Source organism: Aliikangiella marina (genome assembly GCF_007004765.1).
Classification (GTDB): domain Bacteria; phylum Pseudomonadota; class Gammaproteobacteria; order Enterobacterales; family Kangiellaceae; genus Aliikangiella; species Aliikangiella marina.
This window is the reverse complement of record NZ_VIKR01000003.1, coordinates 218,027-239,863: the sequence shown is the minus strand read 5'-3', so window position 1 is coordinate 239,863 and position 21,837 is coordinate 218,027. Positions and strand designations below refer to the sequence as shown.

At 41.2% G+C, this 21,837-nt stretch carries 23 protein-coding genes; 8 read left to right on the top strand and 15 right to left on the bottom strand.

The annotated features are described in order from the left end of the window. Position 1: 1 nt before the first annotated feature. On the bottom strand, positions 2-547 hold the full coding sequence (locus FLL45_RS12985; protein WP_142942486.1) for a heme NO-binding domain-containing protein: 546 nt from the start codon (positions 545-547) through the stop codon (positions 2-4). A 239-nt stretch (positions 548-786) separates the two neighbouring features. Here FLL45_RS12985 and FLL45_RS12980 point away from each other — a divergent pair, with 239 nt between their 5' ends. After that, positions 787-1,677 (top strand): DUF3667 domain-containing protein, encoded by an 891-nt coding sequence (locus FLL45_RS12980; RefSeq protein WP_185964449.1) that lies wholly within the window; start codon positions 787-789, stop codon positions 1,675-1,677. Between the two features lie 41 nt (positions 1,678-1,718). On the opposite strand, the gene FLL45_RS12975 is transcribed toward FLL45_RS12980, so the two are convergent. The 4 genes from FLL45_RS12975 to FLL45_RS12960 all read right to left on the bottom strand — a co-directional run bounded on the left by FLL45_RS12975 (position 1,719) and on the right by FLL45_RS12960 (position 3,835). Beyond that, positions 1,719-2,126: a tetratricopeptide repeat protein gene (locus FLL45_RS12975; RefSeq protein WP_142942484.1), complete on the bottom strand. Its 408-nt coding sequence runs from the start codon at positions 2,124-2,126 to the stop codon at positions 1,719-1,721. A gap of 67 nt (positions 2,127-2,193) precedes the next feature. Further along, positions 2,194-2,646, bottom strand: a complete 453-nt coding sequence (locus tag FLL45_RS12970; RefSeq protein WP_142942483.1) for a hypothetical protein — start codon at positions 2,644-2,646, stop codon at positions 2,194-2,196. Positions 2,647-2,656: 10 nt separating this feature from the next. After that, a complete protein-coding gene (locus tag FLL45_RS12965; protein WP_185964448.1) occupies positions 2,657-3,238 on the bottom strand; it encodes an RNA polymerase sigma factor in 582 nt (193 codons plus the stop codon). A 129-nt stretch (positions 3,239-3,367) separates the two neighbouring features. Continuing rightward, a complete protein-coding gene (locus FLL45_RS12960) occupies positions 3,368-3,835 on the bottom strand; it encodes a hypothetical protein (protein ID WP_142942481.1) in 468 nt (155 codons plus the stop codon). A gap of 424 nt (positions 3,836-4,259) precedes the next feature. Between FLL45_RS12960 and FLL45_RS12955 the strand changes: the two genes are divergently transcribed. Together FLL45_RS12955 and FLL45_RS12950 are read left to right on the top strand one after the other, a co-directional pair. After that, positions 4,260-5,450 (top strand): low temperature requirement protein A, encoded by a 1,191-nt coding sequence (locus FLL45_RS12955; RefSeq protein ID WP_142942480.1) that lies wholly within the window; start codon positions 4,260-4,262, stop codon positions 5,448-5,450. Between the two features lie 292 nt (positions 5,451-5,742). Further along, positions 5,743-6,267 carry an SLATT domain-containing protein gene (locus tag FLL45_RS12950; protein ID WP_142942479.1) on the top strand — a complete coding sequence of 175 codons (525 nt, stop codon included), beginning with the start codon at positions 5,743-5,745 and terminating at the stop codon, positions 6,265-6,267. 170 nt (positions 6,268-6,437) lie between these two features. Here the strand turns inward: FLL45_RS12950 and FLL45_RS12945 are convergent, their stop codons facing one another. Further along, complete coding sequence (locus tag FLL45_RS12945; protein ID WP_142942478.1) at positions 6,438-6,998, bottom strand: hypothetical protein; 561 nt, start codon at positions 6,996-6,998, stop codon at positions 6,438-6,440. Between the two features lie 49 nt (positions 6,999-7,047). After that, on the bottom strand, positions 7,048-8,043 hold the full coding sequence (locus FLL45_RS12940) for an aldose epimerase family protein (RefSeq protein ID WP_142942477.1): 996 nt from the start codon (positions 8,041-8,043) through the stop codon (positions 7,048-7,050). 191 nt (positions 8,044-8,234) lie between these two features. On the opposite strand from FLL45_RS12940, the gene FLL45_RS12935 reads away from it, so the two are divergent. From FLL45_RS12935 to FLL45_RS12920, 4 genes are all read left to right on the top strand, one after another. After that, a complete protein-coding gene (locus tag FLL45_RS12935; protein WP_142942476.1) occupies positions 8,235-9,851 on the top strand; it encodes an acyl-CoA ligase (AMP-forming), exosortase A system-associated in 1,617 nt (538 codons plus the stop codon). A 171-nt stretch (positions 9,852-10,022) separates the two neighbouring features. Then, positions 10,023-11,261: a pyridoxal-dependent decarboxylase, exosortase A system-associated gene (locus tag FLL45_RS12930; RefSeq protein WP_246075827.1), complete on the top strand. Its 1,239-nt coding sequence runs from the start codon at positions 10,023-10,025 to the stop codon at positions 11,259-11,261. 200 nt (positions 11,262-11,461) lie between these two features. Next, positions 11,462-13,936, top strand: a complete 2,475-nt coding sequence (gene plsB / locus FLL45_RS12925) for a glycerol-3-phosphate 1-O-acyltransferase PlsB (protein WP_142942475.1) — start codon at positions 11,462-11,464, stop codon at positions 13,934-13,936. Positions 13,937-13,986: 50 nt separating this feature from the next. Beyond that, positions 13,987-14,394: a phnA protein gene (locus FLL45_RS12920; protein WP_142942474.1), complete on the top strand. Its 408-nt coding sequence runs from the start codon at positions 13,987-13,989 to the stop codon at positions 14,392-14,394. 30 nt (positions 14,395-14,424) lie between these two features. On the opposite strand, the gene envZ is transcribed toward FLL45_RS12920, so the two are convergent. From envZ to FLL45_RS12890, 6 genes are all read right to left on the bottom strand, one after another. Beyond that, positions 14,425-15,711: a two-component system sensor histidine kinase EnvZ gene (envZ, locus tag FLL45_RS12915; RefSeq protein ID WP_142942473.1), complete on the bottom strand. Its 1,287-nt coding sequence runs from the start codon at positions 15,709-15,711 to the stop codon at positions 14,425-14,427. 154 nt (positions 15,712-15,865) lie between these two features. Then, positions 15,866-16,489, bottom strand: a complete 624-nt coding sequence (locus FLL45_RS12910; protein ID WP_142942472.1) for an SCO family protein — start codon at positions 16,487-16,489, stop codon at positions 15,866-15,868. Next, the gene (gene cyoE / locus FLL45_RS12905; RefSeq protein WP_142942471.1) at positions 16,486-17,385 is read right to left on the bottom strand and encodes a heme o synthase; all 900 of its coding nucleotides are present in this window, start codon (positions 17,383-17,385) and stop codon (positions 16,486-16,488) included. The genes FLL45_RS12910 and cyoE overlap by 4 nt, the downstream gene beginning before the upstream one ends. Then, entirely contained in the window at positions 17,378-18,406 is a 1,029-nt protein-coding gene (locus FLL45_RS12900; protein ID WP_142942470.1) for a COX15/CtaA family protein, read from the bottom strand. The genes cyoE and FLL45_RS12900 overlap by 8 nt, the downstream gene beginning before the upstream one ends. Before the next feature lie 73 nt (positions 18,407-18,479). Beyond that, complete coding sequence (locus FLL45_RS12895; RefSeq protein ID WP_142942469.1) at positions 18,480-19,124, bottom strand: hypothetical protein; 645 nt, start codon at positions 19,122-19,124, stop codon at positions 18,480-18,482. Continuing rightward, positions 19,125-19,874 (bottom strand): SURF1 family protein, encoded by a 750-nt coding sequence (locus FLL45_RS12890; RefSeq protein WP_142942468.1) that lies wholly within the window; start codon positions 19,872-19,874, stop codon positions 19,125-19,127. 107 nt (positions 19,875-19,981) lie between these two features. On the opposite strand from FLL45_RS12890, the gene FLL45_RS12885 reads away from it, so the two are divergent. Beyond that, positions 19,982-20,203, top strand: a complete 222-nt coding sequence (locus FLL45_RS12885) for a twin transmembrane helix small protein (RefSeq protein ID WP_142942467.1) — start codon at positions 19,982-19,984, stop codon at positions 20,201-20,203. A 66-nt stretch (positions 20,204-20,269) separates the two neighbouring features. Here the strand turns inward: FLL45_RS12885 and FLL45_RS12880 are convergent, their stop codons facing one another. Both FLL45_RS12880 and FLL45_RS12875 read right to left on the bottom strand, forming a co-directional pair. Further along, positions 20,270-21,211, bottom strand: coding sequence for a cytochrome c oxidase subunit 3 (locus FLL45_RS12880; protein WP_142942466.1), 942 nt, complete (start codon positions 21,209-21,211; stop codon positions 20,270-20,272). Between the two features lie 37 nt (positions 21,212-21,248). Further along, complete coding sequence (locus tag FLL45_RS12875) at positions 21,249-21,809, bottom strand: cytochrome c oxidase assembly protein (protein ID WP_142942465.1); 561 nt, start codon at positions 21,807-21,809, stop codon at positions 21,249-21,251. Positions 21,810-21,837: the final 28 nt, after the last annotated feature.

Below are 21,837 nucleotides of genomic sequence, written 5' to 3'. Positions count from 1 at the left end.
TTCACGGGACCATGATTATTTCTAACCGACAATGGTCAGCTCCATCATGCATACAGATTGGATGATTAATAGTCACTTCGGTATTGAAATGTTTCCCCGCGCCAATAATTAAGCCTTCACTTAAGGGGCATAGCTTGCGTTTAGAGCGGTACAACATCACAAGTTCATCTTTACCTGGGTCTATATACTGAAATTCTGGTAAATACACATCCGGATTCACTCGCTTAACTTCTTTGTGAATCACTTCGTCAATCTGCAACAAGAAACGCTTCATTGATGACATTTCGAGGGAACCAACCGGCATTTTTTCCAGAAGAATCGGAAAAAGGTGTACACCATACAGCTTAATGATTTCTGCCTGCGGTAACTCAAGGGCTTTTTCCAAATACTCAACAATCGCAAACAGTTCCTCATCATCATACTGGACACCAGTCGTATAAGCGCCCTTTGAGGCCACATTAGACTCCCGAATGACTTCGTTCCAAAAAGGAATACCTTTCATATCAATGACCATGTCAGCCAGAATGGTGTAAATCAAGCCCTGCATATCGGCTCCTACTTTACTAAGAATGCTTATTCATTATATTAGTCGAGAATACCGGTGAGTTCTGCCTTTTTGCCGATAAAAGACTTAATTAGCCGGCGTAACGCTAGACAGATTTTGAGTAATCATGCTCAACCTTGGTAATCTCCCAAAATTAAACAAACTTTAGCCTGCTCGCACTTTACATGATGTTAACCATTGATTAGATTAGCGGTTAATAACAAAAAACGATGGAATTCCTCTTGTCCGATTTAATCAAACCGGTCACTCAACCCCCCGCTACTCGTTGTGCTAATTGCCAGGCAGAGTTAACGGGACCTTACTGCGCGACTTGTGGGCAGCCGCAACGAAGTCGACGCGGAACTGTGGCTTACATGATTTCGGAAGCTTCCGAAGATATCCTTCGCTTCGATTCTAAGTTCTACAAAAGTCTCCTACACTTAATGACGAAACCGGGCTTTTTGAGTCGTCAGTTTATTGAAGGGAAACGAGTTTCGATATTACCTCCAATCAGAATGTATCTGGTTATTAGCCTACTTTTTTTCTTTGTATTTGATATTCCTTCCCCCGATGTAAAGGACACTAATGTTTACATCGGTGATATTTTGATAGGCAAAGAGGAGAAGACTGAGGGCCAACCAACTTTTAAGTTAATTAGCTTTGATAGAGAAGACGATAAGGCCTTTACTGAATGGTTTGACCAATTTTTTAGTGAAAAAATGGCGATCCTTAAAACAACAGATGCACAGGTGGTAATGGATCGGATCTTTAACAAATTGGAAGATATCGTCCCTAATGTACTGATACTGTTCATGCCTATTTTTGCACTTTTATTAAAATTACTTTACTTGTTTAAACGCGTTCTCTATTTCGACCACTTGATATTTTCATTACACTTTCAAAGTTGGCTAATGATCAGCATATTAATCATTTATGGTCTAGCACAATATAATCCATGGTGGTCAGCGTTGAGCATAGTATTGCCTTTCTACCTCGCACAAGCACAAAAACGTGTTTATCAACAAACCTATTGGCTAGTCATTCCTAAAACCTTTGTAATAATCGTTTTGTATTTGTTTTTACTCGCTTTGGCTACCCTAGCCTCATTTATGGCTGCATTGGCGCTCTTCTAAAGCTGAGCGTTTTAGGTAAGGTCAAAAAAGCGAGCGCCACATTATTTAGCTCGCTTTACGTTTTCTAATAAACCGCTGCGTAGGGTACGAATGGCTTCGTCAGCTTGTCCTGTTTCTTTCAATAAATCACCTAGCATAATGGTTGCTGCATTTCTTAATGCGGGATCTTTTGCTTCCTTAATGACCGCTCTAAAAACTTCTGCCGCTTTCGCTTTTTCCCCACGCTGCTCGTAGATTTCCTGGATCTTAAACATCTGCATGATCGCCGCTTTGGTGGGATCATTACTCACATCATTCATCGAGCCGACAATCCCATAGAATTGATCCATCAATCCCAAGAAAGCGCTCATCTTTTGCACTTCTGGTGGAACATTGTCGTTCGCTTTACTTGAGTCGATCAAAGATACATTTAAAATTAATACTAGTATCACCAACTTTACTATTTTCATGGTTACTTATCTCCCGCATTACCATTTAAATTAAAATCAAATAAATTAATTTAGCTCACTAAACTGATTAAATCAGTCGTTTGATTGTTTCATCATTTGGGCGCTCGCTTTTACGAATGTCCTTTGCTTCAGGCGACTTATTTGTCGGAGACCTTGTCATCTGAGAATCTAAGACTTTTCGGCTTGGCATCGATACATGAGTGGCCACGCCTCCGAGACTAGTTAGGCTAGGCATGACCATCTTTGGCTTATTCGCAATCACCTTGCTTGCTTCTGACATGGAAGGAATTGCAGAATATTTACTATCTTGACTATCAACTTGATCATTCGGTGTGATGAGCACAAATAAGGCAAGTATTGCCAAAGAAAACATAGCTGAAAACACTGGCATACCATACGACCTGCGACTTGGCTCACTTTCAATATTCGCCATGATTTTACTGGCTAGATAGGTGGGGGCCTCAACCTTTTTATATTGCTCAACAAGCTCGGCTAATTCGTTGTCTGACGTTTTCTTCATCAATTAATACCTATTTTTGGCTGAGTTGGCGAAGATTATTCATCGCTTTATGTAAATTTGCTTTCACTGTGCCTTCTCTACAACCAAGAATCTTGGCGGTTTGTTGCACAGAAAGTTCCTCAAACACTCGCAAAATGACGATTTCCTTTTGCTGTGGCGGCAGTTGGTCGACCAGATTTTTAACTTGCTTAGCCATTTTATACGAAGCTAGCGCATCTCCAAGCTCATCTTGGCCGCTCCACTGGGACTCCAGAGCATTTGCATGCCCTAGCGTATTGTCGTCATTTAAACTGCCACCTTCACCTCCCTGATGCCGCAGATGACGCTTATTCAACTCACTAGAGACATTTTTTAAGGTTCGATAAAGCCAGGTAAAGGGTTCAGCGCCAAAACGAAAGCTCGACAACCCGGTATATGCCCGCAAAAAGGTCTCCTGAACCGCATCTTCTGCATCCTTACTGGCATACAGTGAAACAAGTGCAATACGCAGTAACCGGTCTTGATAGCGACGAATAAACGCTTCAAACGCTTTTCTGTCTCCACTTTGGAATTGTTTGACCAGCTGGCGGTCGCTCAATTCGATTACTGACACGTAAATACTCCACTTTTTAAAGTTAGTGCGGTTGACTAGAAAACGGTTTACTCATCATGCAATATTTTTTTAGCGAACAGCCCACACGATTGAGGACTTCAATTATCAAGACCAATAGGTTTCAAATAGTCATTCACTCATATTTTTTTCCTGTCTCCAAATATCATCAGAACTGAACGAATACATAAAGAGAGCCAAATATTGGATAAAAGAAACGGTTAATAAAAAGAGTGAAATCGCAAGATAGAAAACAAACAGTTCACCAGCATCAGAAGACACAAAACCATTAGCAAAATAATCATAGGCATCAATACCCATCGCGGAAATTAAAAGAACTATCCAAAACCCTTTAAATAATAGTTTTCGATCAAAAGCGAACCCGTAAAGTCCAGTGAGCAACAGTGTATCAATGATTAAATCAAAGGTAGTAATCAGCGGATCATTACGAATGAAATCTAAAATAAAAAATAAAGCGATTAAATATAATAAAAAGGATATGACAAAAAACGCCTTCCAGAGATTTTTTCCCTTTTTAGGGGGTAATTTTAAATATATCTCTGCATCGGGTGATTGATAAGGGTTGTGCTGTTTTTTCATGATTCAGCAATATTCGACTTGGATAAAAACAATATCTCATATTTTCGAGCATCATGATAATAAAAAACTTACTCAAGGGAGTAGGAGTTAGTTAAACTTGAGCAAAGCTGGGTGAAAGTCTGTCATTCAACATCAAAAGTTATCAAAATGAGGACCAAATCAAACCAATTGGTAAGACGTATGATCATGTCGCCAGTCGCTAGACTATGGTGAAAGTTATTGCGTTCGGCGATGGTTCTAAAATGGCAGAGGCTTAACGCAAGGCCTTAGCGTTGCTTTTTAAACGGTGTCAATTGTTCAATTGTAGCGCTTGCTATACTTTATCCTACGATTAAATTACCATTGTCAGAGTAATTCTATATTTTGTTCCGAAAACTTCCTTAAATAAACGAATAATCAATAAACATAAAATCAAGCGCAAATTATGGCATTGGAAGAGCATCCTATGTGGCGTAAGCCGCAACATCATCAGGATTTAGAGCGTGCACATGACCATGTTCACTGGACCGAATTGTTTTATGACTTAATCCATGTGGTGACAATTTTTTTACTTGGAAATTATCTGTCGGCACATTTAGATTTTGATGGCTTCTTAACCTTCGCTGGCGTTTTTATCGTGTTGTGGTATGCATGGGGCGAGCTGAGCATTTTTAACTCGATTTATGTGAGTACCGATTTTTGGCATCGAATTATTATGTCAATAATGATTTGTACCCTAATGTTTATGGCCGCAGCAATACCTGACATTGATGGAGAAGGTTGGAGTTATTTTGCTATCGGCTTCGCTATCAATCGAATTTTATTAGCAGGTTTATACTTCCGTGCTAAACGAAGTAATGAAGCGACTCGCTCCATGTGTTTTGAACAAATTAGAAACTTTAGTATTTTTGCCATAATTTTTGCCATAACCGCTTTTTTGCCAACTCCCTATGCTTACTGGGTATTCGCAATGGCTATGATTGCTACTCAATTGGTGTATATGATACCGAGAATTTCAGTGCTTCGGTTTGAACGATTCGTGCCTCGACTGAGGCATATGGCTGAACGGTTTGCACTGTTAACTTTAATTGTTTTGGGAGAAGGTTTCTTTAAACTCGTTGTTACTCTATCGGAAAAAGGTATCGACAAAGTTTCTCCTGATGTACTAGTTAATTTTGTTATCGGTGGAATAGCAATGTTTGTGATGTGCTGGATTTACTTTGACTTTGTCGGAAACGGTAAAGCAAAAAATGGAAAGTTATCAACTCTAGTAACTTGGTGGCTCGCACATTTAACATTAATGATTTGTGGCGTTATGGTTGGTGTTGCATTAGCTGCAGAGGTCAAAGTTGGATTTTGGGAACCTTATCCGACTAAGTATGCCGCTATCGGCTGCTTTGGTCTTGCTGGATATATCGCGATGCTATGGGTATTAAAACATGTCATTGAACATCGCGTCGCCTCTGACTTTGGTCTCTGGCAAATACGGTTATTTGGGATTGTTGTCGCTATAGGTTGTTTTTTTCTGGTCCCTTATGTTCCCACCATAGTAGGCAATTTAATTTGGGGGACGGCACTTTTTTCTCAAATCGCGTTTCCATTAACTCGCGCTTGGAAAACGTTTAAAAATAACTAGGGATTCTCTACTTGTTTATTACCGTAACTTTACTAGCCGTGTATGTGAGGATTTATCTATTTACCTTCCCGTTTGGATAGTATTTTGCCCACCATAAACACGATAAAACCTATTGGTCTCATCGACAACCGTCACTCGTCAATCATTCTTAGTTCGTTAAAATGATTTAAGTTTTTGAATTCTTACGCTAAACTTCGTTTATTCATACTGTTGTATTTCGAATCAAGTCGTATTGAAATAGTCTGAGCTTAACGTTTGTAAACCAGTTTATAATCACCGAGGCCAGCTATCCATGTCAGAGAACAACAATCAAAACAATGTCGACGCTCAACTTCATGAAGTCATCAACCTTTGGCACAAACGAGCTTCAAGCGTTCAAGATGCGCATTATGCCGCAGGAAACTATTATGAAAAGAAGTATTTAATGCTCGGCATGACTGTCATCACCCTTTCAGCGGTTGTTGGTAGCTTGGAAGTTATCGTACCAATTGAATGGATTGCACCTGAATTTGTTCCCGTGATGAAATCTTTATCCGGGTTAATCAGTTTAGTGGTAGCTATTCTCGCGGGCTTACAAACTTTTTTAAAACTCAGCCAACGCTCCGAACGTCATAAATCGGCAGGTGCAAGATATGGTGATCCAAGACGCTCCCTAGAAGAAATTAATATTTTATGTGCCGAATCAACTGAAGAAGGTAAAGAAGAATTGCATCGTATAAAGCAACAGATGGACTCACTGGCTTCAGAATCTCCCGAATTACCCGAACAAATTTTAAAGAAATTTAGGCCTGATGATTACGCTAAAATGCACAGTTAACGCAATTACAATCTCTGTGCAAATTTCTAAGACTTGGGTAGCTTAGCTAACGTGCGTGTAACTCAGGTCTGTGCTTCATGAAAAAGACGATATCAAATACCGCTAAAAACGATAGTTGAACAGAATCTAGCTAAAGCTCTACTAATGTAACTGCTGCTACTCAATTAACGCTAAACTAGCAATAGCCTCACGAAAAACGACCAAGTCAAGCTAATAAACAAAATATAGCTCGCGAAACCGACATGATAGGCTCGAGATTCAGTTTTCAGTCCTATTATGCCTAAAGCCACAAAATGGAGTACAAATGGAAGATAAAAAGGTGGACTAAATAACTGTCCCCGCAAGGCGGTTACTATAATATCCATCAAATTTGACGCAATAAATAACCCTAAAAACCAAGAACGATTCTGAAGAAAAATTTTGCCATAATCCTGATCAAGATTTTTATCCGTCGGAAACAAAACCACCGTCATTAAGTAAAAGATAACCGCCCAAACAATAATGGATAGAAAATATTCGAAGGTCCATTCGGTGACTTCGCTATTTTTAAAAAATACCCACCAATTTAATACCAAAACAACAAATAACGCGATGCTCCATAAAAAATGAACGACATCTATTGGGAACTCATTACGCCGATTAATCATTCTGCCAAGGCCTGTTAGAATATTGGCAATTCCAAGCCCTAATACTAACGAAACTAAAACAGCTATATATTCAAACTTAGACATCGTTCTCCTGTTTACAATAGTTCCTTCACGACGAGTGAAAAATGAGTAGTTACCAAATAAATTCGTAAACAATCTGATGATGATAGGTCTCGCCCGGACTTAATATACAGTTGGGAAACTCAGGGTGATTCGGTGAGTCAGGAAAAAATTGTGGCTCTAGACAAAGTCCTTGGTAAGGTTGGAATGGTGTCGTTAAGTGATTGCCGGTGTAAACTTGTAGGCCAGGCATATTGGTATAAATACGCATTTGTACACCACTCTGCGGTGACAAAACGGTCGCCGCTAATTTAGTTTGTTGATTGTAATCATTAATAATAAAATTGTGATCAATGCCTTTCTGCGCTCTTATCGGCGCATAACTCGAGTCGATACGTCCTTTCAACTCCGTTGCTTCTGAAAAATCTAAGTCAGAAGATACCACTGTTTTATATTCTCCAGTGGGAATACAATTAACATCAGTTGTTAAATATCGATTAGCGTTGACTTGCAATAGGTGGTTATCAATTAAACCACTACCTTCATTTAAATTGAAGTAAGCGTGACCAGTTAAATTAATTGGAGTAGGTTGGTCGCTTGACGCTTCAATGTCTAAGACCAATTTACGCCCATCAACGATTCGGTAAGTTGCACTCGCAGTAACATTTCCAGGATATCCTTCCTCGCCGTCAATAGAAGTACATTCGAGCTTTACCCCAGGCTCATTGTCATTAAACCTTTCGACTAAATGCCAAATTTTACGATTGAATCCGTTAGGTCCACCGTGCAAATGGTGATCGCCACAATTCGTCGGCAATTGATAGTCATTAGCACCAAGGGAAAACTGACCGTTAGCAATTCGATTAGCAAATCGTCCTGCAATTGCGCCCATATGAAAGTTGTCGGTCACATACTCTTGAGGTCTAAGATACCCCAATACCATTTCTGCTTGACGACCTTTGTAGGGAACTTTAATTGATTGGACCGTGGCACCGACATTTAAAATCGTTACGCTGAGGCCATTTTCCATGGTTAAGAAATATTGCTGCAGTTTATCTTGCTCACTCATTTTTGATGATGCCAAATCAATGATTCATATTGTCTTAACAATCTAGCATAGATCCCAAAAAACTCGTAGTCTGAAGTTGCTCAAAGTTATAACTGACGAGGCGCCGCATCTCAGGTAAAATAGCTGCATTCACTCTTGCTTAGTGTTTCTGTTAAATTAGCCATTATTGGCAAAAATAATCAAGTTAAGTTATGCCTCAGCCACAGCATCAATCTTTATTTCATCACACGCTTACTCGAAGCCCGAATGCAGGTTCGCAAGCTCTTGCGATAACTCATAAATCAAATTCAAAGAGTTATCAAGACTTACAAAATGAGATCGAAGACTTTGCCGATGGATTAAATCGACTTGGCATTAATAAAAGTGAAAGAGTCGCGATTTATCTGCCCAAACAATTGGAATCAGTAATCGCATTTTATGGGACCTCCATCGCAGGTGGCGTTTTCGTACCAATTAATCCACTACTTAAAGGCCCACAAGTTAACTACATTTTAGACGACTGCCAAGTCAGTTACCTGGTGACTTCCAAAAGCCGTTTTAAACAAATCAGCGCGCATTTAGAGTCAATTACAAGCTTAAAAGCGATTATTTTGACTGACGGTGAGTTATCCCACGATGATAAACACAGTCGTCACCCCCACACTCACTACGCAGACTTATTTAACGGGCAAACTATCGGCTCACACCTTGATGCGCAGAAACCACAGCCACCAATCATCAGCCAAGATGTTGCTGCAATCTTGTACACCTCTGGCAGTACCGGCAACCCGAAAGGCGTGGTTTTGTCTCATCAAAATTTGGTCGCCGGCGCCAAAAGTGTCACGGAATATCTTGAGAACACGCCAGACGACCGGTTACTTGCAGTATTGCCATTTAGCTTTGATTATGGGCTATCACAGCTTACAACCGCTTTTTTAAGCGGTGCCAGCGTCGTTTTGATGGAGTACCTATTGCCCAAAGATGTCATCCGAGCGGTGACCACCCATCAGATTACAGGCCTTGCAGCCGTCCCTCCCCTCTGGGTCCAACTTGCAGAGATTGAATGGCCAGCGGAAGCTAAGGCGAGCTTGCGCTACATCACTAATAGCGGTGGTGCTATGCCGCAAGCAACTTTAGAGAAACTCCAACAACAATTACCGACAACTTCTCCCTTTTTGATGTACGGGCTGACCGAAGCTTTTCGAAGCACTTTTCTACCTCCCGAAGAAGTTACTAACCGGCCAACATCCATGGGTAAGGCAATTCCTGATGCCGAGATACTGGTTATTAACTCACAAGGAAAAGTCTGCCAGCCCGGTGAAGAAGGCGAATTAGTTCACAGGGGTCCCCATGTCGCATTAGGCTATTGGAACGCTCCCGAAAAAACGGCAGTTCGATTTAAGCCTCTTCCCAGAGAGATAGCTGAAGGACTAATTGATGAAATTGCCGTGTGGTCTGGAGATACCGTGGTTAAGGACGAAGAGGATTTTCTTTATTTTATCGGTCGACAGGACGATATGATCAAGTCATCTGGTTACCGAATTAGTCCCTCAGAGCTTGAGGATTGCCTATACAACTACCCCAATTTAGGCGAGGTTGCCGCACTGGGTATTCCTCACCCAAGTTTAGGACAGGCGGTGGTGCTAGTGATTAAAGTCATCGATATCGATAATTATGATGAAGCTGACTTGTTAAAATTTTGTCAAAAAAACCTTCCCAATTTCATGCAGCCAAAATCGATCATCGTACGCGAGTCATTACCGCGAAACCCGAACGGAAAAATTAATCGAAAAATACTCGCAGAAGAGCTACAAGCATTATTCATTTAGAATTGCTTTTTAAGCGGTACTTTTTCGCATTACTTTCTCAGGAATATTTACTCAGCAATTGGTAGTGAGCCACAGTGCTTTCGGCTTCAGGAGACAATAAACTAGCTTAGGAAGTTTTGCTTTTATGCAGTAGAATATGAACTATCGGAAGTATCCATCGAGACGACTCTAGTGACAGAGAAGAGAAAACCGCAACATGCGCCCATGAGTCAATTCCAAGCGAATGGCGACCAATTACAACTCAATGGCCAGCCACTGAGCTTAGTAAGACAACATGCCGGGCAAACGCCTTTTTACGCCTATGATCGCAGCGTCATTCATCAAAAGGTTCGCCTCCTCAGACAGAAATTACCGGCGCAACTTAAATTCCACTATGCAGTTAAAGCGAACCCGATGCCTGCGGTAATTCACTTTCTAGCGGGGCTCGTTGACGGGCTGGATGTGGCCAGCGGTAACGAGCTACGCGAAGCGCTCAATACAGAAATGAATGGTAGCCATATTAGCTTCGCCGGACCAGGTAAACAGAAAGCTGAGCTGACTATGGCTGTGGGCACACAAACAACTATCAATGTTGAGTCGTTTAACGAGCTTAAACTTCTCAAAGAAATTAGCGATGAATTGGGAGTGAGGGCTCGCGTCGCCGTGAGAGTTAACCCAGACTTTGAGCTAAAATCATCAGGCATGAAAATGGGCGGAGGTGCTCAACAATTTGGTGTCGACGCTGAGTTAGCCCCATCGATGCTTGAAAAGATTACTGAGTACGGACTTCACTATCGCGGTTTGCACATATTTACCGGTTCGCAAAACCTGAACCCTGAATCAATTATTACCGCCCACAAAGGAATTTTCGAGCTCGCCAACAGGCTTCAGGATTCTGCCAAATCAGATATAGAAACGCTAAATATTGGTGGCGGTCTTGGTATTCCTTACTTTCCTGGCGAAAAGCCGCTCCCATTAGAACCGATTGGTGAGTCTTTAGAACCTTTGATGCAACAGTTTTATAGTCGCTGGGGAAATTGCAAGATAGCCATGGAACTTGGCCGTTTTCTGGTCGGTGATTGTGGTATCTATGTTAGCGAGGTAATTGATATAAAACACAGTCGAGGAACTGAGTTTGTCGTCATCAATGGTGGTTTACATCACCACTTAGCCGCATCAGGAAATTTTGGCCAAGTGGTGCGCAAAAATTATCCTGTTGCGGTTGGCAACAAAATGTCACAATCAAAGGATAAAGCCGTTCAAGTTGTCGGCCCGTTATGCACCCCACTCGATCTGCTCGCTAATAAATATGAATTACCCAAAATTGATATTGGCGATTTAATAGTAATCTACCAATCCGGCGCCTACGGATTTACCGCCAGCCCAAGAGACTTTCTTAGTCACCCACAACCGGTTGAGATTCTTGTTTAATGGGCGATATGATTTATACTGAAAAACCATACCGGAGATTGAGATCGGTAATTGACACCGAGAACAGGCATGGAAAACTATAGGTGGTTAAACCATCAGAAACTGGCATCTACATTAGAGATTGCTTAAAATATCGACCTTGAAACTTCTTAAATCACCTATAATAAAAACAGTGCGTTAAGCAACGGATCCAACTCTCTATGATTATTAATGAGATATACCAAAAACTTGTTTCAATCCCACTAAAACTGCTCGTCAGTAGCAAGTTAGTTCCTGATGATCCCGTTAAAGATCTCAAGCTTGACCCTCACGCACCCATCTATTATGTACTTCAGCGACGATCGACCAGTAGTTTCGTAATGCTGCAAGAGAAAGCGAAGCTATTAAATTTACCCGAACCAAAACTTATTTCAGGAAGCAGCGAAAAAATTGAAAATGGTTCAGTGTTTTTTCTACAAAACAAAGCAATGTTTGGTTTCGGTGGAAAGTTAGTTGATAAATACCAAAAATTATTGGAACGACTTGTTAGTCAACAAAAGCTCGATCCTCAAACACAACACCAACTCATTCCCGTTTCTATTTACTGGGGACGTAACCCCGGAAAAGAACAATCGTTACTACGATTATTATTTACTGATACAGAAAGTGCGACGATTTTTAGAAAGTTTTTTCTTTTCTTGTTTCAAGGAAGAAACTCTTTCGTTCGCTTTGCAACGCCGGTTAACTTAAACACTATTATTAAACCGGAAGTTAAAGAGCAAACGATAGTCACTAAGTTAACACGCATCCTGAGAGTTCATTTTCATCGACATCGTCAAGTTGCGATGGGGCCTTTGATCTCCAACCGCCGTCAAGTGATTACCAACGTTGTCGTTAGTCGTAACGTCAAAAAAGCAATTGAGAGAGAGGCCAGCAGTAAACAAATCTCGCTCGATAAAGCTAAATCACAAGCAGAAAAATACGCTACTGAAATTGCATCTGCATACTCCTATAAAACGATCCGAATCATGGAGTCTACGCTCACCCATTTGTGGAATCGAATTTATGATGGTGTTGAAGTGCGTAATGCAGAAATGGTCAGAGGATTAGCGACGACCCATGAAATTATTTATTTACCCTGCCATCGAAGCCATATCGATTACTTACTTTTGTCGTATACCCTGTATCACGAAGGATTAGTTCCGCCGCATATCGCTGCAGGAATAAATTTAAATTTCTGGCCGGCCGGACCAATATTAAGACGGGGTGGCGCTTTCTTTTTGAGACGAAGTTTTGGTGGCAATAAGTTGTATACCGCGGTCTTTAATGAGTATATTTTTCAACTAATGGACCGAGGAATTCCTCTAGAGTTTTTTCCCGAAGGTGGAAGAAGTCGTACCGGACGACTGTTACCGCCTAAAACCGGTCTACTCGCGATGACCGTCCAAAGTTGCTTGCGTGGAACAAGAAAACCAATAGCGATCATCCCAGTTTATATCGGATATGAAAGGATGTTCGAAGGCAAAAGTTACCTAGCAGAGCTAAGAGGAGCAGAGAAAAAGAAAGAGTCTTTTGGTCAACTCTTAGGACTAAGAAAAACGCTGAAGCAAGCTTTTGGTAAGGTGTATTTAAATTTTGCTTCTCCTTTAATGCTGAACGACTATCTAGACCAAACGCAACCAGAGTGGAAGTCGTTTCGCGGCCAAGCCAATGCAAAACCGACTTGGCTAACTTCCCAGGTTACCGATCTTGCGGATATTTTAATGCAGCGAATTAATACCTCGGTAACTCTCAACTCGGTTAGCTTGGTCGGCTTGGTATTACTAGGAACAGAGCGCTTGTCAATCGATGCAAAAGAGCTCGAAAAGATGCTTACGTTATTATTAGCACTGGCCAAGAAAGCCCCGTATAGCGAACAAACTTACTTGCCAGAAACCTCACCGATAGAGCTAATATCGCAAGCAGAAAAGCTCAGAACGATCTATCGGATTGAAAATCCAATGGGTGAAATTGTGTCGACAGATGAACAGTCAGCAATTCTACTCACTTACTACCGCAATAATATACTTCACTTATATATTACACCGGCGTTAATCGCGAGTTGCTTTCTGAATAAGCCATCAATGGCAAGATCGACAATAATAAAAGAATTGACTCAATTATATCCTTTAGTTAAAAAAGAGCTATTCCTGCGTTGGTCTGTTGAGGATTTTAAAGATCAACTCAATGAAAACATTGCAGTGATGCTGGAAAGTGGTCTGTTAATCGAAAAAGAAAATACTTTATCTCGCGCAAGTGAAAGTGTCGAAGCCAGTGAGCAACTAAATATGTTAGCGCAGTTTGCTCGACCAACCTTATTTAGATACGGCATAATCATTTCACTACTATCTTCGAAAGCCGGTAAGGGAAACATTTCGAGACAAGAAATTGAGAATCGCAGCCAACAACTCGCCCAAAGGATCGCCGTACTTTACAGTTTAAATGCGCCGGAATCGTTTGATAAAAAGCTCTTTAGAAATACCATGAGTGTTCTTAGAGATCATAAATTAATTACTATCACCGAAGATAATAATTTTATGGTTGAACCGAGTTTAAATACGCTCCAAAGTATTATTCTTGATAAAGTTAATACCAACTCTAAACTAATCTTACAAAAGACCGCTGATTGGGCAGACGAATACTGGCAAGAAGAATGATACTATCCAAACCTGTTAGCTAACAGCTCACGATTAACCGAGAATTATCGATGGCCAAAGGGTTACAAAAACATCAAGCGCACCAGGATAAATTATCTTTACTGGGAAAAGATCTTGCACGGCGCTCAGGTAGAAAGTGCGAACTTTGTGCAGCAGCAGGAGTCAGTCTTAAAGCGGTCGAAGTAACACTTAATCCAGAGCCCTCCATTGATAACTGCATATTTATCTGTGAAGCGTGCGAAGTCCAGTTACTCAAACCGAAGCAACGAGATAACGATTATCTTCGCTGTCTCAACAATACCGTATGGAACGAAAACTTGGTTGTTCAAGCAACCGTTGTAGCGCTACTGAAGCAATTGGATACTCAATGGGCGAGCGATTTGAATGAGCAAGTTTATCGCTTTACAGAGCTTGAACAGCTCGTTACCGATATCACTAAAAAGCTCACCGATCACTAAACGATAATCGTCACGCTCACTAATGTTCAATCAGTCTAACGGTAAACTGATTATGGCCTCCAAGCCACCTTCGGGATGATTATTGATAGTGATTTCACCTTTGTGCATTTCAATAATTCTAGCAACAATGGCAAGCCCCAATCCGGAACCTTTTCCACCGCGAGCTTTATCACCTCGGGCAAATGGTTGAAACAAACGTTTCTTATCTAAATCTTTAATTCCGTCACCGTGATCTCTAATACTGATGATTACGCAACCATTGTCTTTATAAGCTTTAACCAATACCGGTGCTTTTCCATAACGAAAGGCATTTTCGATCAAGTTGCTGACAACCCGCTTCATTGCCATCGGCTTAAAAGACACTTGCGGTAATTTAGAAATTTCAGTTTCTATTCCAACATGCTGCTTTGATGCCGCCTCTGCAACATTCTCAACAAGTTCTGCCAGGTCACCTTTCTCTTTACGCTCTTCACTCCCATAGCGCACATAACCAATAAACTGGTCGATGATATCGTCCATATCTTGAGTGTCGGCGATAATCCCTGCTTTTATCTCAGCATCATCGTCTGATAAAAACTCAGACGCGAGGCGAACCCGAGTAATTGGCGTTCTTAAGTCATGTGAAATTCCAGCTAATAACAGCGTTCTATCTTCCTCGAGTTGATGCATATCTGCAGCCATTTGATTAAATGCTGCAGTCACTGCGATCATCTCCATCGGGCCAGTCTCTTTGAGTCGTCCAGGATAATCACCACGACCAATTTCTCGCGCCGCAAATGCGAGTCGCTTTAATGGCCGATGCATTTGGAAAACAAGTATCCACGCGCCAGTTAAACTCAGGAACAATATACCACCAGTAAATATGACCAGTTCGATAGGGTTATTCCCCTCGTAATCGCCAATGGGCATTCGAATCCAAAAGTTTGGATTTTGTGGTTCATTGATCCATAGATATATACCATCACTCGTTTCAACTTTAACAACGGTATTTTCACCGAGGTAGCGACGGCCTTGCTCACTGTAGCCTTGGTGGAATTTAGCTTGTTGTAATCCTAGCGGCTCTTTGGCTCCCGTGATCCAGTAATATTCTAGTTGAGTCGCTTGACTGAATCCTAGCGCCAAACTCTTCGGTATATCTGCCTTACCGCCCATATAGAACAGCTTAACTTGGTTGGATGCCAAGTACATAACAGTACGATTATGCCGATCAACAACAAAATGCTGGATGGTGAAATAAGAAATCACATGACTGATTACCAGTAAAGTAGCAATCATCAGGGTGTTTCGGCCAAAAAAGCTATGTGGAAAGATTTTCAACTTCGAATGAACTCTTGAAGAAATTGAATTGGCCCAATCATATAACGAATGAGCTGACAAATACAGGGAGGAAGGTATTGAAAGGTTACCAATTATTATTGAATTGACCGAGGCGTTAATCTACGAAACTTCAACGCCTACGCACAAACACGAATTAACCCGTCGTCTTTCCCAATTCATTGAGCTCTTCGATTAGCAAGGTCCAATCTTTAGTGCGCATCACATCACTGCGAATCATGCCATAGCGCTCACCTTGAGGACTCACGATAAATATTCTAGCGGTGTGATCAACGCTGTAATAATTCTCATCTTCATTGCCTATGACGTATATTCCACCAAGCGAGTATACTAACTTGTCTATCTCCTCGGTTTTGCCAGTAATACCGATAAAATCTTTGTGGAAAAAATTTAAATATTCGTCCATGTGTTCGAGCGTGTCCCGTTTTGGGTCAACCGATAAAAAGACAACTCGAAAGTTTTTTTGGACTTCGGAATTAATTCCATTATAGATGTGCGCCATATCAGTCATCGTAGTAGGACAGATATCGGGGCAGTTTGTGAATCCCATAAATAGCAAATTCCACTTTCCCTTAAAGCTCGCTTGATTAAACTCAGTTTTATCGTCTGCCGATAACTCGAATGGCGCCAATGGATTTTTTTTCGGATAAACCAACATTTGCGTAAATGGCTGTTCATTTACCGTTGCAGGTGACTTACCAGAATCACTACAGGCATTTAACATTAATAAACTTAGGACGATAAAAAGAACTTTATTCATAGTGAGGCTAAAGTAATTGGGAAGTAGTGATCAACAAGCAATGCCACAAAAAGAAGCATCAAGTAATAAATCGAATATTTGAATGTATCCATGGCAATCTTGCGGTCTTCACTGTATTTTAATTTGATCGCATAGTATAAAAATATGAGTCCTAATATTGACGACGAGACCAAATAAATTAGGTAAGACATACCAACCAAATAGGGAAGCAAACCGGCAAACAATAATAAAATCGTGTATAGGACAATGTTCAGTTTAGTGAATTCGATTCCGTGGGTTACTGGCAACATGGGAATATCCGCCTTCGCGTATTCATCTCTTCTAAATATCGCTAATGCCCAAAAATGAGGCGGAGTCCAAACGAATACGATAAGCACTAACAAGAGTGCATGCGGATGGATTTCACCACCGTAACCATCCACTGCAGCCCAGCCAAGAAGCGGTGGAATTGCACCACTTAAGCCACCGATAACAATATTTTGAGGGGTTGCTCTTTTAAGGTACATCGTATAAACAAACGCATATCCGACCAAGCCAAAAAAAGTAAGTATTGCAGTAAGCGGATTAATGAAAGTAAACAACAGGACCATTGAAGTCACAGACAAAAATGTCGCAAATAAAATCGCTCTGGTGTTGTTGATTTTTCCAGTTGCGACTGGACGTTTAAATGTACGCGCCATTTTAGCGTCTATTTTTTGATCAACAACATGATTGACCACCGCTGCACCACCAGCAGCGAAACCGATACCTATCGTGGCGATTATCAGTACTTTGAGCGGTACGGTATCTGTCGGTGCCATATACATTCCAACAACCGCAGTCAGAAGGATTAATAACACGACTTTCGGCTTGGTCAGCTCCAAATAGTCTCGCCAAGTTGCAGTAACACTAGGCATTCGACTTTTCCTCTAGTTGCTGTTGCTTTGGCATCAAAATTAGCGTCAATAGCACCGCCATCACGACAACCAATAAGGCACCTCCAGCATTGTGAGCAACCGCATTCCAAAGCGGTAATTTCATCACGATATTGTTTACACCAAGAAGTACTTGCACAATCAACAATCCGAGTAAAATGTAGCCGATATTTTTTAAAACACTATCAGCGCGTTGGCTTATTAACAAATAAACTAAATAGAGCATCACCACGCTTGCGACTATCGCACCGATGCGGTGTGTCGCATGAATGGCTATTCTTGCATTTTGATCAAGGGTCCCGAATTCATAGGTTTCTGCATAAGGGATTTTCAGCTGGAATCCAGTCGAAAAGTCACCGTCACTCAACCAATTACCCTGACAAATAGGTAGTTCATGACAGACCATCGCGGCATAGTTTGCGCTCACCCAACCGCCAAGTGCTACTTGCAGAGCAATCACGACCAGGGTAAAAATAACGACTTTCTTATTATCGATAGCCCAAGTATTTGAAACAGGGGAGCCCGATTGATAATAATAACGCGCCGCTAATGCAGCCAATAGTGAAAACGTGGTAATCCCGCCCATCAAATGAAGCATGACAATCACAGGGTGGAGTTTCATTGTTACCGTCCAAGCACCGAGCGCCGCTTGAAAAGTAATTAAAATAAGCAGAAAAGTTGAGTGCTTAACCGCTAATCTATCTTTATTGCGCCAGCTAATGATGGCTAACCATAAAACCAATAAACCAAGCGTGCCAGCGACATATCGATGAACCATTTCTGGCCAAGCTTTGGCAAATTCATATGGTGTCTCGGGGAATGCTTCGTTCGCGGCCTCAATATGTTCTTCCGCAGTTGGAATATGCATAAAGCCGTAACAGCCAGGCCAATCAGGACACCCCAGGCCGGCATCAGTAAGTCGGGTAAAAGCCCCAAGAATTACAACTACCATCGCAAAAGCAGTCGCAAATATAGCAAGGTTTCTCGCAAATTTAGATTTCATTTTCTTACTTCACTTAAATTCTCTAATGGAATTTTTAGATTTATATCGCAAATTATTGTTAATTGTTTAGCACTTATCCTAAGCGCGAAAACTTGAGTAAACGTTTCAAATCTTCTCTCATGTCCTTACTGGTTTTAGGTGCTTTCTCGCGATCATCAACCAGTTTATATCGCATGAATATATTACCGAGAGGATCAACTAGATAGATATAGTTTGCCTCTAAATCCTTACCAAGGCCGCTTCTCGTTTCTGGCAATGCTTTGACACCTGAGTTTGAAAACTCACTGAATGCCATTGGAAACTGTTTGTTGTCGACGTCTGCGCCATTGGGTACGACCAACAAAGGATTTAAGCGCGACGACTCCTTGCCTAAACCAACATAGGTTTGATTAAGCATGTAAAGATTCAAATCCAGACATTCAACATCGCATCTTGCAGGATCTATAGGCATTACCCACCAATATATCGTTTCAAATTCTTTTCCAGTAATTGTCGTTCCGTCTTCTCGAACGAAGGTAAAATCCTCGATATCAAGTACATCTTGTTCGACTAATAGTTCTCCATGATTCTTCGAGGCAGCGGCAAACCAGCCGTTGAAATAAGCCAAATAGGCTAAAGCTACCGGAAAAATAAACAAAACAAACAGCGCAATTAAGGTTAGGCGGTTTTTTCTTTTATTTATTTCAGGGGATTCACCTTTTACTTCTTCAAAATCCACTTAATCACCTTTTCTTTTAAAACTAACGATTAAACTCACGATCAATAGCGCTAACGCCAATGCAAACCACTGAACCGCATAGGCCAGGTGTTTCTCTGGTGGCATATTCGTCCACATCCAGTTCGTTTTAAGTGCCGCTTCACTACTTTCGTTGAGCCTCAAAACATAAGGCTCAAGCTCAACACTAAGGCGGGACTCAATTTCTGTTAAACTTTTCTTATCTAGCACCGGTAGTCGGATATAGTCGCGAGACTCCTCTATCTGGGCGCTAGCCGTGGAAATCACTTCTTCGGCGATCGGATAGATTCTCGCACTCACCTGCCAAGATTGGTCGGGTAATTCTATTTCTGGCAGCTTATCCCTATCTTGGCCAGCATAAATCCAGCCTCGGTTTACTAAAAACTGTTTGCCTGAGATATTATCTTTAGCCACATGCAACACATGATATCCAGAACGTTTGTTATCGATTTTATTGTCCAGAAGCAAAATATGATAACCAACTAACTCAGTGATTAAATCAACTGACTGAAATTGGTCTATCTGTTGCTGAGTTAACGACGATAAATCGGTAACGACAGTCTGGCTTCCTCGTTCAAGTTGTGCAATTCGGTATTGCTTCTCTTTCGCGCGATTTAACTGCCAAAAACCGAGCTCGTTTAAAATCGTCTGCAATACCAGAAAGATCATCAAGTACCAGAGATTGACTCGGATCTCAAATCGTCCGAATGAATATCTAATTGTATATTTCAACAGGTACAAGCTCCGCTGGCAAAACCATCTCAGGCAGCGTATTCTATCACTAATTGCTCATTATCTTGAGTGAAATTGAAGCGAAATATTTAGGAAAAGTTGAAATAATGCTAATCAAATTACTGATTGTTGCTGTGATGCTGATCGTCCTGTTCAGTTTGTTCCGCAGCTTATATTTTTTAGCCACAGAGAAGGATTCTAAAAAGACGGTTAACAACCTCTCTTGGCGAATTGGATTGTCGATTTTATTGTTTATATTGCTCATCGTCGGGATGTTTACGGGGGTTATTGAGCCACACGGACTACCAACAGTTAACAAACCGGAGTAAGCCTCAGTTATTCGAAACATAAAAAAAGCCGAAGTGAACTTCGGCTTTTTTGCGATTTAGCAACGATTACAGGACGTAAACAAAGATAAAAAGGAATAACCACACTACATCAACAAAGTGCCAATACCAGGCACCCGCTTCATAAGCGAAGTGATTTTCAGCAGTAAAATGACCGCTGGCAATTCTTACCGTAAGAACAATCAAGTAAATCGTTCCTATTGTGACGTGCAATCCATGGAATCCAGTTAACATAAAGAATGTTGAACCATAGATGCCGCTGCCCAATGTTAAACCAAGCGCGTTATACGCATGAATGTATTCCCAAACTTGCAAGCCAAGGAAAATAATACCGAGCAGTGCAGTGATCGCGGTATAGTTTAACAACGCACTTCGGTTCCCGTCTTTCAACGCATGGTGAGCAATCGTCAAAGTCCAAGAGCTAGTCAAAAGAATCGCTGTATTGATGGCTGGTAGTCCAGCTGCACCCATTGCTTCTCTCGCACCTTCAAACTTGTCGGTAGGTAGCATTGTCATTGGCCAATGGGACATAAAATCCGGATACAGCAATGCATGTGTCATCGCATTGTTACCTTCACCGGCAAGCCATGGCATGACTAGAACTCGGGTGTAGAATAATGCACCAAAGAATGCAACAAAGAACATAACTTCTGAAGAAATGAACCAGAGCATCCCTTGTCGGAATGAGCGATCCATTTGAGCGCTATACAAGCCACCCATAGATTCTTGGATAGTATCTTTCCACCAGCTCCACATCATATAGATCATGATGGCTAATCCCAGGGCAAAAACAAACCAACCCCACTCGCTAAACATCACTTGAAAACTGAACCCGTCAGTTGCAGCTGGTGCGTATTTACCCGTCGAGTTTTGAATAAAGTTAGCGCCACCAAATGCCAATAAGAAAAGACCAATCGCCCCAACGATGGGCCACGGACTTTGCTCTGGCACATAATACTTTTCGTACTTTTCTTCGTTTTCAGTACTCATTTTATTTTTCTCCGTTGTAAAGTGCTTTCAACTCACTTTATTTGGCTGCAACCGAGTCGCCAGCAAACGCTTCGGTTACATTATACAACTGATAAGATAAGGTTAAATGACTGATATCTTCTGGAAGGTCTGCGTCAATGTAAAACTTCATTGGCATCTCAATTTCCTCCCCCGCGGCAAGTCGCTGTTGATCAAAACAAAAACATTCTGTTTTGTTAAGATATAAAGCGCCCTCACTCGGTGAGATGCTCGGCACAGACTGGCCAACGATATCTTCATTTGCACGATTTCTCGCGTAAAAGCGAACCTCGTTTAATTCACCAGGTTTAACTTTAACCACGTTTTCCATGGGTTTAAACTCCCAAGGCATGCCTCGTTTAACATCAGCGATAAAAGAGATGGTAACAAGGCGATCGTGATCAATTTCTTTCTTTTGGTAAATTGCTTGGCCACGTGTTTTACCGTTTATACCGGTAATTTCGCAGAAAACATCGTACAAAGGAACAAGTGCAAAACCAAATAAGAACATCCCACCTACGACACCTAGAAGTCGCATTACCAGAGATTTATTACTTAATTTTTGCTCTTGTTCACTCATTTAACTTACTCATTCCTGTTTAGTTATT

Coding starts and splice junctions, on each gene's coding strand:
- FLL45_RS12985 (WP_142942486.1), bottom strand. CDS start 547: ATGCAGGGCTTGATTTACACCATTCTGGCTGACATGGTCATTGATATG.
- FLL45_RS12975 (WP_142942484.1), bottom strand. CDS start 2,126: ATGAAAATAGTAAAGTTGGTGATACTAGTATTAATTTTAAATGTATCT.
- FLL45_RS12970 (WP_142942483.1), bottom strand. CDS start 2,646: ATGAAGAAAACGTCAGACAACGAATTAGCCGAGCTTGTTGAGCAATAT.
- FLL45_RS12960 (WP_142942481.1), bottom strand. CDS start 3,835: ATGAAAAAACAGCACAACCCTTATCAATCACCCGATGCAGAGATATAT.
- FLL45_RS12955 (WP_142942480.1), top strand. CDS start 4,260: ATGGCATTGGAAGAGCATCCTATGTGGCGTAAGCCGCAACATCATCAG.
- FLL45_RS12950 (WP_142942479.1), top strand. CDS start 5,743: ATGTCAGAGAACAACAATCAAAACAATGTCGACGCTCAACTTCATGAA.
- FLL45_RS12945 (WP_142942478.1), bottom strand. CDS start 6,998: ATGTCTAAGTTTGAATATATAGCTGTTTTAGTTTCGTTAGTATTAGGG.
- FLL45_RS12940 (WP_142942477.1), bottom strand. CDS start 8,043: ATGAGTGAGCAAGATAAACTGCAGCAATATTTCTTAACCATGGAAAAT.
- FLL45_RS12935 (WP_142942476.1), top strand. CDS start 8,235: ATGCCTCAGCCACAGCATCAATCTTTATTTCATCACACGCTTACTCGA.
- plsB (WP_142942475.1), top strand. CDS start 11,462: ATGATTATTAATGAGATATACCAAAAACTTGTTTCAATCCCACTAAAA.
- FLL45_RS12920 (WP_142942474.1), top strand. CDS start 13,987: ATGGCCAAAGGGTTACAAAAACATCAAGCGCACCAGGATAAATTATCT.
- FLL45_RS12910 (WP_142942472.1), bottom strand. CDS start 16,489: ATGAATAAAGTTCTTTTTATCGTCCTAAGTTTATTAATGTTAAATGCC.
- cyoE (WP_142942471.1), bottom strand. CDS start 17,385: ATGCCTAGTGTTACTGCAACTTGGCGAGACTATTTGGAGCTGACCAAG.
- FLL45_RS12900 (WP_142942470.1), bottom strand. CDS start 18,406: ATGAAATCTAAATTTGCGAGAAACCTTGCTATATTTGCGACTGCTTTT.
- FLL45_RS12885 (WP_142942467.1), top strand. CDS start 19,982: ATGCTAATCAAATTACTGATTGTTGCTGTGATGCTGATCGTCCTGTTC.
- FLL45_RS12880 (WP_142942466.1), bottom strand. CDS start 21,211: ATGAGTACTGAAAACGAAGAAAAGTACGAAAAGTATTATGTGCCAGAG.
- FLL45_RS12875 (WP_142942465.1), bottom strand. CDS start 21,809: ATGAGTGAACAAGAGCAAAAATTAAGTAATAAATCTCTGGTAATGCGA.